Source organism: Streptomyces ovatisporus (assembly GCF_042653885.1).
GTDB lineage: Bacteria > Actinomycetota > Actinomycetes > Streptomycetales > Streptomycetaceae > Streptomyces > Streptomyces ovatisporus.
Window position 1 is genome coordinate 419,444 of the sequence record NZ_JBHSFH010000010.1, and the last position, 13,959, is coordinate 433,402.

Annotated in this window: 18 protein-coding genes; 5 read left to right on the top strand and 13 right to left on the bottom strand. The window is 68.2% G+C overall.

The annotated features are described in order from the left end of the window. Position 1: 1 nt before the first annotated feature. The 3 genes from ACFPA8_RS19615 to ACFPA8_RS19625 are packed head-to-tail and all read right to left on the bottom strand — an operon-like array spanning position 2 to position 1,619. Positions 2-202: a hypothetical protein gene (locus tag ACFPA8_RS19615; protein WP_386450254.1), complete on the bottom strand. Its 201-nt coding sequence runs from the start codon at positions 200-202 to the stop codon at positions 2-4. Continuing rightward, entirely contained in the window at positions 199-1,308 is a 1,110-nt protein-coding gene (arsB, locus tag ACFPA8_RS19620; RefSeq protein WP_386450256.1) for an ACR3 family arsenite efflux transporter, read from the bottom strand. Before arsB ends, ACFPA8_RS19615 begins: the two co-directional genes overlap by 4 nt. After that, entirely contained in the window at positions 1,305-1,619 is a 315-nt protein-coding gene (locus ACFPA8_RS19625) for an ArsR/SmtB family transcription factor (RefSeq protein WP_386450257.1), read from the bottom strand. The genes arsB and ACFPA8_RS19625 overlap by 4 nt, the downstream gene beginning before the upstream one ends. A gap of 88 nt (positions 1,620-1,707) precedes the next feature. Here ACFPA8_RS19625 and ACFPA8_RS19630 point away from each other — a divergent pair, with 88 nt between their 5' ends. Then, entirely contained in the window at positions 1,708-2,121 is a 414-nt protein-coding gene (locus tag ACFPA8_RS19630) for an arsenate reductase ArsC (protein ID WP_386450259.1), read from the top strand. Positions 2,122-2,218: 97 nt separating this feature from the next. On the opposite strand, the gene ACFPA8_RS19635 is transcribed toward ACFPA8_RS19630, so the two are convergent. The 8 genes from ACFPA8_RS19635 to ACFPA8_RS19670 form a co-directional block, all read right to left on the bottom strand. After that, positions 2,219-3,229 carry an ABC transporter substrate-binding protein gene (locus ACFPA8_RS19635; RefSeq protein ID WP_386450261.1) on the bottom strand — a complete coding sequence of 337 codons (1,011 nt, stop codon included), beginning with the start codon at positions 3,227-3,229 and terminating at the stop codon, positions 2,219-2,221. After that, a complete protein-coding gene (locus ACFPA8_RS19640; protein ID WP_386450263.1) occupies positions 3,208-4,020 on the bottom strand; it encodes an ABC transporter ATP-binding protein in 813 nt (270 codons plus the stop codon). Before ACFPA8_RS19640 ends, ACFPA8_RS19635 begins: the two co-directional genes overlap by 22 nt. A gap of 1 nt (position 4,021) precedes the next feature. Further along, entirely contained in the window at positions 4,022-5,050 is a 1,029-nt protein-coding gene (locus ACFPA8_RS19645; protein ID WP_386450265.1) for a FecCD family ABC transporter permease, read from the bottom strand. Positions 5,051-5,216: 166 nt separating this feature from the next. Continuing rightward, positions 5,217-6,500 (bottom strand): MFS transporter, encoded by a 1,284-nt coding sequence (locus ACFPA8_RS19650; protein WP_386450267.1) that lies wholly within the window; start codon positions 6,498-6,500, stop codon positions 5,217-5,219. 23 nt (positions 6,501-6,523) lie between these two features. Then, positions 6,524-7,369 carry a Rossmann-like domain-containing protein gene (locus ACFPA8_RS19655; protein ID WP_386450269.1) on the bottom strand — a complete coding sequence of 282 codons (846 nt, stop codon included), beginning with the start codon at positions 7,367-7,369 and terminating at the stop codon, positions 6,524-6,526. Positions 7,370-7,469: 100 nt separating this feature from the next. Continuing rightward, complete coding sequence (locus ACFPA8_RS19660; RefSeq protein ID WP_386450271.1) at positions 7,470-8,477, bottom strand: pyridoxal-phosphate dependent enzyme; 1,008 nt, start codon at positions 8,475-8,477, stop codon at positions 7,470-7,472. Between the two features lie 11 nt (positions 8,478-8,488). Further along, positions 8,489-9,262 (bottom strand): class I SAM-dependent methyltransferase, encoded by a 774-nt coding sequence (locus ACFPA8_RS19665; RefSeq protein ID WP_386450273.1) that lies wholly within the window; start codon positions 9,260-9,262, stop codon positions 8,489-8,491. A gap of 428 nt (positions 9,263-9,690) precedes the next feature. Then, positions 9,691-9,888 carry a hypothetical protein gene (locus ACFPA8_RS19670; protein ID WP_386450275.1) on the bottom strand — a complete coding sequence of 66 codons (198 nt, stop codon included), beginning with the start codon at positions 9,886-9,888 and terminating at the stop codon, positions 9,691-9,693. A gap of 3 nt (positions 9,889-9,891) precedes the next feature. Between ACFPA8_RS19670 and ACFPA8_RS19675 the strand changes: the two genes are divergently transcribed. The 3 genes from ACFPA8_RS19675 to ACFPA8_RS19685 all read left to right on the top strand — a co-directional run bounded on the left by ACFPA8_RS19675 (position 9,892) and on the right by ACFPA8_RS19685 (position 12,961). After that, complete coding sequence (locus ACFPA8_RS19675; RefSeq protein ID WP_386450277.1) at positions 9,892-10,821, top strand: GHMP family kinase ATP-binding protein; 930 nt, start codon at positions 9,892-9,894, stop codon at positions 10,819-10,821. A gap of 395 nt (positions 10,822-11,216) precedes the next feature. Further along, positions 11,217-12,221, top strand: coding sequence for a permease (locus ACFPA8_RS19680; protein WP_386450279.1), 1,005 nt, complete (start codon positions 11,217-11,219; stop codon positions 12,219-12,221). Beyond that, positions 12,218-12,961, top strand: a complete 744-nt coding sequence (locus ACFPA8_RS19685; RefSeq protein WP_386450280.1) for a TIGR03943 family putative permease subunit — start codon at positions 12,218-12,220, stop codon at positions 12,959-12,961. Before ACFPA8_RS19680 ends, ACFPA8_RS19685 begins: the two co-directional genes overlap by 4 nt. A gap of 223 nt (positions 12,962-13,184) precedes the next feature. On the opposite strand, the gene rpsN is transcribed toward ACFPA8_RS19685, so the two are convergent. Then, positions 13,185-13,490: a 30S ribosomal protein S14 gene (gene rpsN / locus ACFPA8_RS19690; protein ID WP_386450282.1), complete on the bottom strand. Its 306-nt coding sequence runs from the start codon at positions 13,488-13,490 to the stop codon at positions 13,185-13,187. Next, positions 13,490-13,726: a 50S ribosomal protein L28 gene (rpmB, locus tag ACFPA8_RS19695; protein ID WP_386450284.1), complete on the bottom strand. Its 237-nt coding sequence runs from the start codon at positions 13,724-13,726 to the stop codon at positions 13,490-13,492. Before rpmB ends, rpsN begins: the two co-directional genes overlap by 1 nt. Positions 13,727-13,794: 68 nt before the next feature. Between rpmB and rpmG the strand changes: the two genes are divergently transcribed. Further along, entirely contained in the window at positions 13,795-13,959 is a 165-nt protein-coding gene (rpmG, locus tag ACFPA8_RS19700) for a 50S ribosomal protein L33 (protein WP_386450286.1), read from the top strand.

Sequence of the window (13,959 nt, forward strand, 5' to 3'; positions counted from 1 at the left end):
CTCACGGCTTGGGTGGCCTCGGCAGGGTGGCGGCCAGCACTGCGGTGAACGCGGCGCCGCAGATCACGGAGATCAGCACGTCGCGCACGAACAGGAACATCACCCCGGTCCACAGCACTCCCAGCAGCACCGCCAGTGATATGCGGTTGGCCCACACCCACTGCTGTGCCGCCTGGATGCGGCTCGCTCCGCTCCCGGTCACCGGGCGACGGGCTCCGGTGCGAACGGCGTGAACTTCCTGCGCCAGGCCAGGGAGACGTAGACCAGGGCGACGAGGACGGGGACCTCGATCAGCGGTCCCACGACTCCGGAGAGGGCCTGGCCGGAGGTGACGCCGAAGGTGGAGATGGCCACCGCGATGGCCAGTTCGAAGTTGTTGCCCGCGGCGGTGAACGCGAGGGTGGCGGTGCGGTCGTAGGGGATGCCGATGGCCTTGCCGAGGGCGAAGGTGCCGAACCACATGATCGCGAAGTAGGCGAGCAGGGGCAGTGCGATGCGGGCGACGTCCAGGGGCTGGGAGGTGATCGTCTTTCCCTGGAGGGCGAAGAGGATGACGATGGTGAACAGCAGCCCGTACAGGGCGAACGGCCCGATCTTCGGCAGGAAGCGGTTCTCGTACGCGTCGCGGCCCATCCTCCGCTCGCCGAGGCGGCGGGTGAGGAAGCCGGCCAGCAGCGGGATGCCGAGGAAGACGACGACGTTCCAGGCGATCTTCCACATGGAGACGTCGAGCTGTTCGCCGCTCCCCAGCCCGAGCCAGCCCGGCAGCAGGTCCAGGTAGAGCCAGCCGAGCAGGCCGAACGCGAGTACCTGGAAGACGGAGTTGAGGGCGACGAGGACGGCGGCGGCTTCGCGGTCGCCGCACGCCAGGTCGTTCCAGATGATGACCATCGCGATGCAGCGGGCGAGCCCGACGATGATCAGGCCGGTGCGGTACTCGGGCAGGTCCGGCAGGAAGGTCCACGCGAGGGCGAACATCACCGCCGGGCCCAGAACCCAGTTGACGACCAGCGAGGAGACCATGAGCTTCCGGTCGCCGGTGACCGCGTCCAGCTTGTCGTAGCGGACCTTGGCCAGTACGGGATACATCATGACCAGCAGGCCGACGGCGATGGGCAGGGAGATGCCGCCGATCTCGACCTTGCTCAGCGCGCCGTTCAGGCCGGGGATCAGACGGCCGAGTCCGAGCCCGAGGGCCATCGCGAGCAGGATCCATACCGCCAGGAAGCGGTCCAGCGTGGACAGGCTGGCGACGACCCCGGGCTCATGCTCCGGGGTCGAGGTAGTGGTCGGTTCGGTGCGGGTCACGGACAGGCCCTCTTCTTGTCGGCTGCAGCAGTGGCGCGGGCGGCGGCGGCAAGGTCCGAGAACGAGCCGGCCACCGCCTCGATGACATCGGGCCGCAGCTTGTAGTAGGTGAAGCGGCCGCACGGCTCGGTTTCCACGACGCCCGCCTCGCGCAGCACCTTCAGGTGGTTGGAGAGGTTGGTTTGACGTGCACCGGTCTCCTCGACCAAGTGCGTCGTGCAGAGGGTCTCGTGGGCAAGCAGGCTCACGATCTGAAGCCTGAGCGGGTCCGCGAGGACCCGAATCAGGTCAGTGTCGACTGACGTCATCATGGACTGATACTGTCACATCAGTGATGGCTGACGCCACCAGGCGCTGATATCACGCTCACCCGAACCGTCGTGAGACAAGAGAGCCCCGATGCCCGAGAAGCCTTCCGTGCTGTTCGTCTGCGTCCACAACGCCGGCCGGTCCCAGATGGCCGCCGCATGGCTTTCCCACCTGGCGGGTGACCGCGTGGAGGTCCGCTCCGCCGGATCGGCCCCCGCCGAGACCGTCAACCCCGCTGTCGTCGAGGCCATGCGCGAGGTCGGCATCGACATCGCCGCCGAGACCCCGAAGATCCTCACCGTGGACGCGGTTCAGGCATCCGACGTCTGCATCACCATGGGCTGCGGCGACGCCTGCCCCGTCTTCCCCGGCAAGCGCTACCTCGACTGGACGCTGAAGGACCCGGCCGGCCAGGGCGTCGAGGCCGTACGGCCCATCCGCGATGAGATCAGGACCCGGATCGAGGGCCTGATCTCCGAGATCGCTCCGGAGGCCGCGGGGTGAGCGACGTCCGAAACGTGATCATCATCGGCTCGGGGCCCGCCCGCCCCACGCCCCCGGACTCACTGCGAGCCGTCGTCGGCGATGGGCCCTGTTGAAGTCACCGTTCCAGGTTCCGCAGGTACTTACCGAACTTCTCCAGGCCGTCGATGTTGCGCGGTCCGCTGATTCCCTCGTTGTAGTCGAGGATGAAGAAGTTGTCCTTCTTCACGGCCGGCAACTCCTTTGTCTGCGGTGACTTCCTGAGGAAGTCGATCTTCTTCTCGGCGGGCTTGTCCCCGTAGTCGAGGATGATGACGACCTCGGGCTCGGCCTTCGTGACGCTTTCCCAGTTCACCTGTGTCCAGCGTTCATCGAGACCGGAGAAGATGTTCTTCCCGCCGGCCTTCTCGATGATGTCGTTGGGCGGAACCTGGTTGCCCGCCGTGAAGGGCTGGTCCGTGCCGGAGTCGTAGAGGAAGACCGGTACGGGGCTGCCCTTGGGCGCCTTTGCGGACACGGCCTTCTCGCGCTGCCTGAGGCCGTCGACGGCCTTCTTCGCCTTCTCCTCCACCTTGAAGATCTTCCCGAGCCGTTCGAGGTCGGTGTAGAGGGCTTCGAAGGGCTTCTTCTTCTCAGGGTGCTTCGGGTAGTTGTAGCAGCTCTCGGTGTGCATGAAGCTCTGGATCCTGAGCTTGTCCAGGATTGCGGGCGTGATGCCGCGCTGGTCGCTGAAGCCCGAGTTCCAGCCGGCCACGACGAGGTCCGCCTTGGCATCGACGACCACTTCCTTGTTGAGGAGGTCGTCGCTGAGTTTCCTGACCTTGGCGTATTCGGATGCCCACGGCGACTCGCTCACGGGAGGGTTGGCCGGTGGCATGACGTAGCCGTGGACGTGCTTCGTCAGTCCGAGGCTGAAGAGTTTGTCGGCGCTGCCGCCCTCGTAGGCGACGGCGCGCTCGGGGACGGTGTATTCGACCGGCTCGCCGCACCTCTTGACGGTGGCCTTCTCGGACTTCTTCCCGTCGGTCGCGACGTCGGCGCCGCAACCGCTGAGCAGGAGAGCGGCAGCCGCGGTCGATCCCACAACGGCGCGTCGCCGTGGATGCTTCAGTGGCCGGGTGAGGGGCATGGCATGTCACTTCCGTTCGGTGAGGGAGGGGTGAGGGAGTACAGCAGTTGCGGGTCACCGGTCAGCGGGTGGCTGACGAGGGTGGTGCGGACGCCGAAGACGTCGTGAACCATTTCCGGCGTCAGGACCTTCTCGGGAGTTCCGGAGGCGACCAGGCGTCCTTGGGAGAGCAAACCGAGCTGGTCGCAGGCCGCGGCGGCGAGGTTGAGGTCGTGCAGGACGACCAGGGTGGTCAGGCCGGTACCACGGAGCAGCGAGAGCAGCTCCACCTGGTGCCGTACGTCGAGGTGGTTGGTCGGCTCGTCGAGGACGAGGATCTTCGGCTCCTGGACGAGCGCACGGGCCACGAGAACGCGTTGACGCTCGCCTCCCGACAGCGTCAGCACACCGCGCTGAGCCAGGTGAGAGATGTCGAGCTGCTCCATGGCCCGCTCGCACAGCTCCCGCTCCCTGGCGCCGAGCGCCTGGTGTCCGCGGATGTGGGGCGTACGGCCCAGAGCGACGACCTCCTCCACGGTGAAGTCCAGTTCGACCTCCCCGTCCTGAACGAGGGCGGCGACCACTTGGGCGCTTCGCCGCATGCTCAGACGCGACAGTTCCTCCCCGCCGATGCGCACGGTGCCGGAACTCGGCCGTAGGGCACGGTAGATGCACCTCAGCGCCGTGGACTTGCCGCTGCCGTTGGGGCCGATGAGGCCCACGCACCGGCCGTCCCTCACGTTCAGGGAGAGGTCGTGCAGGAGCTTCCTGCCGTCGGTGACGACGGAGAGCTGATCGAGGGTGAGGTCCATGTCAGCGGCCTCCGAACATGTAGGCCTTGCGGCGCATCAGGGTGACGAAGACCGGGACGCCGACCAGTGCGGTGATGACGCCGAGGGGAAGTTCCCGCGGGGCGACGAGCGTTCGGGCGACGAGGTCCACCCACACCATGAAGACGGCTCCGACGAGGGGGCTGACGGCGAGTACGCGCGCGTGGGTGGCCCCGACGACCATGCGCACCAAATGGGGCATGACCAGGCCGACGAAGCTGATGGCACCGCTCACGGCGACCATGGCACCGGTCACGAGCGAGATGAGGACCAGGAGTTGCTTGCGGTGCCGGTCGGGGTCGACGCCCAGGCTCGCCGCGGTCTCGTCGCCGAGTGCCATCACGTCCAGGGCGCGGCTGTAGCGCCGCAGCACGACCAGGCCGAGCAGCACCGCCGCGGCCACGGCGGGCATGGCTGCCCACGTCGCGGCGCCGAAGCTGCCCATGGTCCAGTACAGAACCGTGCTGGTGGCCTCGCTGTCGGGGACCAGATAGATGATCACGCTCATCACGGCCTGGAAGCCGAGCGCCATGGCGACGCCTGTCAGGATGAGGCGCAGCGGCGACATCCCGGCCCGACTGGCGGCTGCGGCGTACACCAGAGCGGAGGCCGCCAGCGCGCCCAGGAAAGCTCCGGTGGACACGGCGTAGACCCCCAGCCCCGCAAGTCCTCCGGTGACGGTGACGCCGACGGCACCGACGGACGCGCCGGAGGAGACGCCCAGCACGTACGGGTCGGCCAGCGCGTTGCGCACCATCGCCTGGACGGCGACCCCGATGGTGCTCAGCCCGGCCCCGACGAGCGCGGCCAGCAGCACGCGTGGCGTGCGGATCTCCCAGACGATCTGATACGTCGTCGCCTCGCTCGCGCCGATCTTCCCGCCGCTCAGGGCCGCCCACAGGTACCGGGCCGTGTCGCCGGGAGTGACCACAGCGGTTCCGAGGCCGATCGCGACGACGACCGATACCAGCAGGAGGACAACCAGCGCGACGCAGGTCGTCGTCAGCCTCATGTGTGAGGCAGAGGGCTGGGGACCACGGGCGCCGGGGCCCTGGCCCACCTTCCCCTCCGGGATACGGGAATCGCTGCTCACCGTCGGCGCCGGGGATGCTGACGGGCGCATACGCAGTCCTTTCCGGAACGGATGGTGCACGACGTGTCCGTCGTGAGTGGGTCGGTCACGAGGTCGTGGACGTGCCGGAAGATTCGGGCTTCTCCGTGCCGTCCTCAGCGGGGTGTTCGGCGCGGGAGAGACGCGCGACCAGGAGGGCAGCTCCCAGCGCGGCCACCATGAGCGCCCCGAAGGCCAGGGCGATTCCGGGATAGCCGGCGAGTCCGAGCCCGGCGCCGCCGAGGGAAGCGCCGACGAAGACGCCGAGGCTCATCCCCGCGGCGTTGATGCTCAGTGCGGACCCGCGCCGCGTCCCGCAGCGCCGGACGAGCAGACTCACGGCGCACGCGGCGACGACCGCGTGACTGGCTGCGTGGAGCGAGGTGAGCGCAAGAGCCAGCGGAAGCCAGTGGGTGAAGTAGAACCCGACGACGGAGCCCAGAGCCGCCACAAGGCCCAGGATCAACAAGCGCTCCGTACGCAGTCGGGGCTGAGCGGAGTTCGTCAGGCGTCCCGTGAGGAGGTTGCTCACGAAGAACGAAGCACCGCTGAGCGTCCACACGAACGAGAAGAGAGCGGGGTCGAGTTGGAAGCGGCTGTCGTAGTACGCGGCCAGATATGCCAGGTACCCCATGAACACGGCCGTCCGGAGGAGGGAGATCAGCAGCAGCGGCACGGCACCGCGCACCGCGGCGAGGGCCTTGAAGGAGGCGAAGTAGGTCAACTTCTCCCCGGTACCGGCCTCTTCCTCCACACCGGAGCGTCCGCGCCGGGAGAGCAGGATGGCCGCGAGCAGCAGCGAGACGGCTGTGACCGCGAGGAGGTCTCCCTCCCATCCCCAGAACACCGCGGGCAGCGCGATCACGGGCGCCGCCAGCATCGCCGTCATGGACTGCGTGGCCGTGACCAGCGTCGCCGCTCTGCCGGCCGCTTTTCCGGAACCGAACCGGTCGGCCGCCGCCGCGGTCAGAGCCGGGTTGAGCACGGCCGTCCCGGCGCCCACGAACAGGCAGAAGGCCACCAGAAGGATGTACTCTCCGCTCGCTCCCACTGCGGCGGAGACGGCCAGCACTCCGAGTCCGCCGGCAGCGGCCCACTCCTTGGGGACCCGGTCGATCAGCGGTGCCAGTGCCGTACCGACCAACAGGGCCGCGAGGCCCCCGAGTCCGCGGAGCCCGCCCATCGCCGCGACGCTGCTTCCGGACTCGTCCGCGATCGGTACCAGATATGTGCTGAAGATGGTGAACGGCAGCAGCCCGACCGCTGAGGCCAGCAGTATCGGCCACAGCGTGCGCGTCATCTTCAGATCACCGGGCAGCCGCTCACCAGTGTCCTGGTCCGTTCGCTTCATTTGCGAAGTCCCGGCGCCGGCGCTCACGATGCCTCCTCCGGTGCCGCCGCGGAGCGGTCGGCCCAGTAGCGGTACAGGACGGTCGCGTCCGCGCTGAACTGCGAGAAGGGGAAGGCCTCGGCCGACAGGGCAGTCACGCCGCTGGACAGGAACGCTCGGGCGACGGAGCTCCCGGTCTGTGCGTAGACCACGAGCGGGACGTCGTGGTGCCTGCAGTGCTCGAGGATCAGGTCGAACGTGCCGTTGCCGAGGGTCATTCCGGTGGCCACCACGGCGTCGGCCTGCTCGAGGACTTCGGTCATGTCGTCCGAGACCGGCTCACCCCACTGGGTGGTCCGCAGATTCAGGTCGCAGGGCAGAGCGACGCCGCCCCGGTCACGTATCGCTTCGATCAGTGGATTCACCACACCGATCAGAGCCACCTCGGCGCCCGGCTCGATGTCGAGGAGGCCGGCGATGGCGGCGTCCCGCGCCCTCGCCCGTATCTCCGGCGTTCCCGTGGGCAGCGTGACCTGCTCGGCCTCACCGGCGTCCCGGTGCGGCCGCACACGGGAGAGATAGGCATCCAGTGCGGCGATGCGTACAGAGGGGGACTCGCTGCGCAGCAGCGTCTCCAGGGTGAAACCGGAGGCGTTCTCGCAGAAATCGGGGCTCAGTTCGCCCGCTTCGAAGGAGCAGGCTCCGAAGCTCTCTCCCACGCGCAGCAGAAGATAGTGGTTGTGGTACGTGACGTCGCTGCCCGCCAGCCGCGTGGTGTGGTAGAGCCAGAAGGCGCTGGTGACGGTCACGTCCTTCGGATCCGGGCCATAGGCCCCCTTCAGTATTCCCTCGGTCAGTTCCGCCACGGTGTGCGGCTTCGGGTAGGGCATTCTCAGTTCTCTCGTCGAGTGGTGGATGTGCTGTCGGCAGCTCTGCGAGCCGGTGGCCGGCCGTCGAGGAGCCGACCTGGTTTCTTACGGGACCGTGGCGTCAACTGCCGTGCGCCCGCTGGGATATGTCGCGCCAGGAAGCCGCCGACCAGGGGGGCCGCAGTTCGTCGAGGGACGTGATCTCGTGCGGCCTCAGGGTCTCGATGCCCTTGGCACCGCGGTGCTGGGCGTAGGCGTCTTCGACGTAGCGGTGACCCGTGTCGGCCGCGATGAAGACGTACGTGCGAGAGCTGTCCGCGCGCCGTTCCCAGAGAGTGGTCAGGTACGCCGCCCCGGCCGAGAGCCCGGCGAATATGCCGGTGCTGCGCAGCAGTTCGACAGAGCCCGACAGGGCGCATGCGAAGTTGACCCAGTGGATCCTGTCGTACAGGTCGTGCCGGACGTTCTTGAACTCGATGGCGCTGCCTATCCCCGCGATGATCATGTCGGGGTCCGGCACGTGTTCCGATCCGAACGTGACGCTGCCGAAAGGCTGTATGCCCACCACGGACACGTCACGTCCGGCTTCCCTCAGGTAGGTGGCGAGTGCACCGGTCGACGCCCCGGAACCTACGCCACCGGCCAAGGTGACCGGCCCCGGGGGAATTTCACGGTCCATGTCGTCGGCGACCTCGCGGTAGCCGTAGTAGTGGATCTCGTCGTGGTACTGCCGCATCCAGTGGTACGACGGGTTCTCCTCGAGGATCTCCGCGATCCGGCGAACCCGCAGTTCCTGGTCCAGCCGCAGATTCTTCGACGGCTCCACCTGTTCCAGGGTGGCGCCGAGGATCTCCAGTTGCACGCGGAGCGTCCGGTCCACGGTCGTGGAGCCCACGATGTGGCACTTGAGCCCGTAGCGGTGGCAGGCGAGAGCCAGCGCCTGCGCGTAGATGCCGCTCGAGCTGTCGATGAGCGTGTCGCCCGGCTTCACGGCTCCCGAATCGAGCAGATGACGAACCGCTCCCAGGGCCGAGTAGATCTTCATCGTCTCGAAACGCAGGCAGATCAGATCCGGCTGAATGCGAACAAGGTCGGGCTGCTTGATTGCTTCCGCTATGTGTGAGTGCATCCCGGGGCCCGTCAGACCGCTGCGATCCGTCGCAACGTGAACAGAAAGGTCTGTACGTCGTCCGTGTCCCACGTCTGATGGTGGATCACCTCCGGGAAGAACCCGGCCTCGATCGCGTACGCGACGATGTCCCGCAGTTCGGAGGTGTTGGAGACGATGAAGTAGATCTCACCGTCGTCCGTCAGCAGATCCCTCTGCACGATCTGGTCGAAGAACTGACGCGCTATGCCGATTCCCACGCACACATTGCGCACGACGGCCGGGTCGTCACTCACCGTCTCCCGCACGGCGGGCGGGTTGAAGGTGACGACGTCGAACTGCGCCCCGTCGGGCACTCCTTCGAACAAGTCGGAGACCCAGGGGTGGAAGAGGGTTCCGGGCCGGTCCCCCACGATGCGCTCGTAGGCCTCCGTCATCGCACGGACGCTCTCGGGGTCGACGTCCACCGCGTGGATCTCCTTCGCCCCGCGAAGCCCGGCTACGACCGCCTCGACCCCCAGGCCGGCCCCCATCGCGGCGTACGACCTGCCGCTGACGGGGATGGTTCCGTCCAGGATCCGGTCGTGGATCATCCGGCTTGTCTCCCCCGGCATGAAGACATCGGGAGGCAGGTCGAACGTCCACTCCTTGTAGGCGTATGTGCGCCACGTATGCAGGTCCGCCTTGGGAGTGTTCAGGGAAATGATCTCGTGCGCGGGAAGCGTGTGCGGAAGGGTTTCGTGAAGGGCCCACGCCCTGGCTTCGCCGGCGGTCGGTGCTGTCCTCGTGCGGTACTGCTCGCCCATGGCTCCTCCTGCTGGGGTTCTTCCTGCGGGTTCGGCCTCGGGCCGGTCCGCCGGCCGAGACACGACGCGCCTCCCGCAGGGAGGCGAACTCCGAGGACTCCGCTGAAGTGCTCGCGGTCTTGCGCGGGATGGCGCGCCGATGCGGACAGCTCGTTCCGGCGGCTGTCCTGCGTCAGCGAGCATCGGCTAGATGGAAATGATTGTCAAGAGCACTACTGGCCGCACCGGACGCCGCCAACTCACGAGACCCTTCGGACCCCAGGGGCACACCCCCTCTCGGACGAAGCCGACTTGCCTCTTCACCCTCGGCGAGTTAGAACGATTACCAGTTTCATCTCGCCCCCCCGTCGACACCTCGCGTATCAGGTCCTCGATCCCGGCGCCGCCACGGCCGCCAACTGGCCTTATCCGTACGCCGAGAGACCCCTTCAGGAGTCCGCGAAGCCATCCAGCCGGGTACGTACCCGGCGCGGATCGCTCACCGGCAGCTGACCGCACTGATGCGGCACCGAGCCGGCCACGGCTGGTGTGCGGCGGTTCTCGGACACATGCACTCGTGCAGTGGCAAGCAGCAGCTGCGAGGAGGCGAAGAAAGAAGAAGAGAGGAACACGTGCAACCCCTCCACGACGTGACACTGCGACAGGAACTGACGGGCACGGGCACAGCCTTCGGCACCTTCGGCGAACTGCTGCAGGGTGTGCTCCCGGAGGACGGCGGCGACTTCCTCGTCACGCTGCCGGTCGCCCGTTGGAGCATGGCAACTTTCCGTCAGGACGCGGGAGTCGGGGGGATCGGCGTACGGCCCGCGCACAAGAAGAAGGCACTGCAGCTCGCACGCATGATCGCCGAGGAGGAACGACGACCCGTCAGGGGCGTCCTGACCGTCAGCAGTGTGATCCCCGAAGGCAAGGGACTGGCCAGCTCCTCGGCGGACCTCGTCGCAACCGCCCGGGCCATGGCGAGCACTCTCCGTACGCCGATGCCGCCCTGCAGGATCGAGAGGTTGCTGGCCCGGATCGAGCCGACGGACGGCGTGCTCTACCCGGCGATAGTCGCCTTCCATCACCGGGCGGTGCGACTCCGGGCGGTCCTCGGCACCCTCCCCGCAATGACCGTCGTCGGGATCGACGAGGGCGGAGCGGTCGACACCGTGGCCTACAACCGTATTCCCAAGTCCTTCTCCACAGCGCAGAGTCACGAGTACGCCCGCCTGCTGGACAGGCTTTCCTACGCCGTCCCCAGGCACGATCTGGCAGAAGTGGGCCAGGTCGCGACCCGGAGCGCACTGATGAATCAGCCGTTCCGCTACAAGCGATCACTGGACCCGATGCTGGAGATCTGCCGAGACGTCGGCGGTCTCGGCGTGGCCGTCGGGCACAGCGGCACGACTCTGGGAATCCTGCTGGACTCCCGAGACCCCTCCTGCACGCGCAGGGCCATGGAGGCCGCGCAGGCATGCGGCGAACGGGCCGGCAACGTCGCCGTATACCGCACCCTCAGCTTTCCCGGCACACCCACCCCGACCAGTCCGCACGCAGAAACCCTCCTGCCCGCCTGAGCGAGGGTACGAAGCGAGTCCGGCAGGCGGGGGGGGCGGTCGCAAGGCGGCATCCCCCCCCCGCGTCGTCCCGGGCGCGCTGAAGCCTCGCCGCTCGGGCAGAAGCCGTACGGCTCGGAGGGTGAGGCGGCGCAGCGTTCGACGTTCTGCCTGCACAGCGCGAAGACCCCCGCCAGGGCGACGCCGCCCTCGGTGCCGATACCTGCACCGGCCCGCCGTCCGGGGCTCCGGTCGTCGTCGCGGTTCAGGGTTCCGACAGGCCACCTTCGAACCCGCCGGCTGCTTCGCAGTCATGCAGTCGAAGACGCGGCGACACAGGCCCCCACTACGCTGGCGGCCGCTGCCGCATACCCCGGCCGCAGCGGCACACACGCCACCTCGGAGGGACTGCACCCGTGACCACCACCAAGGCTCCGGCCGGGGCCGACCGCGACGTGAGGGATCCGCGGGGCTGGCAGTTCGATTCCCGGCTCGCCTTGATCATGATTCTGCTCCTGCTCGTCGCCGTGCAGGGACAGATCCGTGCGGCGTTGTCCACGCCGGCGCTGCAGAGCTGGATGACCGTCTTTGTCGCTGTGGTCATCCAGGCGCTGCCGTTCCTCGTCCTCGGCGTGCTGCTCTCGGCAGCCATCTCGGTGTTCGTCCCGCCGTCGTTCTTCGCCCGCGCGCTGCCGAATCACCCCGCCCTGGCGGTGCCGACCGCCGGGATGGCCGGGGTCGCCCTGCCCGGCTGCGAGTGCGCCTCCGTGCCGGTGGCCGGGGCACTCGTGCGCCGGGGCGTCACACCCGCGGCGGCACTGGCGTTTCTGCTCTCCGCCCCGGCGATCAACCCGATCGTGCTGACTGCCACGGCGGTCGCGTTCCCGGGCAATCCGGAGATGGTCCTCGCCCGCTTCGTGGCGAGCCTGCTCGTGGCCTGCACGATGGGGTGGTTGTGGCAGCGGCTGGGCCGCACCGACTGGCTGCGCCTGTCGGCCCGACCGTCTTCGGACGGCCTCAGCAAGGGCGCTGCATTCTGGGGCTCCGTACGGCACGACGTGATGCACGCCGGCGGTTTCCTCGTCGTCGGAGCGATCGCCGCGGCCACTCTCAAGGCAGTGGTCCCGGCAGACTGGCTGAATGCTGCGGCCGGGAGCCCCCTGGTGTCGATCCTCGCCCTGGCGATCCTCGCCGTGCTGTTGTCGATCTGCTCCGAGGCCGACGCGTTCGTGGCCGCCTCGCTGTCCCAGTTCTCGCTCACCGCTCGGCTGGCGTTCCTCGTCGTCGGACCGATGATCGACCTGAAGCTGTTCGCCATGCAGGCCGCTACGTTCGGTCGCGGGTTCGCGCTGCGGTTCGCGCCCGCCACCTTCGCTCTCGCTGTCCTGACGTCGGCTCTGGTCGGGGCGGTCCTGCTGTGAAGCGGGAAGCGCAAGCAGTCGTGCTGCTCCTCATCGGTGCGGCAGTGGTGCGTGCCGGCTCCACCGACCTCTACTTGCGTTACGTCAAGGCCGGGCTGCGCCCGTTGCTGCTCACGGCCGGCATCGTCCTGATCGTCGTCGCGATCGCCACCGTCTGGTACGAGCTGCGTCGGCCGCGCACGCCTCAGGGGAACCAGCCCGAGCCTGAGCACCAGGATCCTGACAGCCCGCGCGGCCACACACACCGCGAACCCCGGATCTCCTGGCTCCTCCTCCTGCCTCTGTTCGCCCTCGTCCTGGTCGCCCCACCCGCACCGGGTTCCTACAGCGCCATGCATGCCGGCACGGCCCTGCAACACCCCGGGGACTTCCCGGCCCTCCCCGCGAGCGACCCTCTCCGGCTCGGCGTGACCGACTACGCCGGCCGCGCGGCCTACGGCCACGGGCGTTCCCTCGAAGACCGCCGCATCAAGATCACAGGGTTCGTCGCCCTCGACCGGGGCGGCGACCCTTACCTGACGCGCATGGTCCGCAGCTGCTGCGCCGCCGACGCCCAGCCCGTCAAGATCGGCCTCTCCGGGAAGATGCCTCCGGCAATGCCGGCCGACAGCTGGCTCGAGGTCACCGGCACCTACACCCGTAAACGGATGAAGGACCCCGTCAACGGCGGCGCAATACCGTTCTTCAAGGTCAGCCAGGCCAGATCGGTCCCGGCCCCACGCGACCCGTACGAAAACTGAACCCACCGGGCGCGCTGACCCGCGGCCTCCGCCGCGAGCGCGGGGCCCGCCGGAGTCGAGGCCGACGCGGCGCAGCGTGCGTCAGCCCTGAGCAAGGCTTTCCGGACTCCGGAGCGGGAGCGCACCGAGGCCGTGGATCGGACTCTCGTGCGCCCCCGCCGCCGTTCTGTATGCCGCATCAGGGGGCGCGCAGCGAAACGAGCCGGCACCCCCTGGTCGCGGGTCACCAGGAGGACTTGGTCACTCCTGGCAGGTGTCCCCTGTGCGCGAGCTCGCGCATGCGCACGCGCGAGAGTCCGAACTTCCGCAGATGCCCTCGCGGACGCCCGTCCACGGCATCGCGGTTGCGGACCCGTGTGGGACTTGCGTCGCGTGGCTGACGGCGCAACTCGCGCAGTGCTGCATCCCTTTCGGCCTGCGTCGAGGAGGGGCGGCGAAGGATGTCCTTCAACTCGGCGCGGCGGACTGCGTAACGCTCGACGACGGCCTTGCGCTTGTCGTTCTTCGCGATCTTGCTCTTCTTCGCCATCAGACCTTTCCTCCCCGGGCGCGGATCCGGGCGACGGCCGTTTCGATGCCGACGGCGTCGACCGTCTTGATCCCCTTCGCGCTGAGGGTGAGGCGTACGTAGCGGCCCTCGCTCGGCAGCCAGTAGCGCTTGCGCTGGATGTTGGGGTCGAAGCGGCGCCGGGTCCGGCGGTGTGAGTGGGATATGGCGTTGCCGAAGCCGGGCTTGGCTCCGGTCAGTTGGCAGCGGGCGGACACGTGTGACCTGCCTCTCGTAGCGCGGGGATCGTTTTGTTAATGGAAATCATTTCCATATAGTAGCAGCCATGGCTCGCAACGACCTGCGCCCGATCGTGAAGCTCCGGTCCACCGCCGGTACCGGCCACACCTACGTGACCCGCAAGAACCGCCGTAACAACCCCGACCGCCTGACCCTGCGCAAGTACGACCCCGTCGCCCGCAGGCACGTCGACTTCCGGGAAACCCGCTGA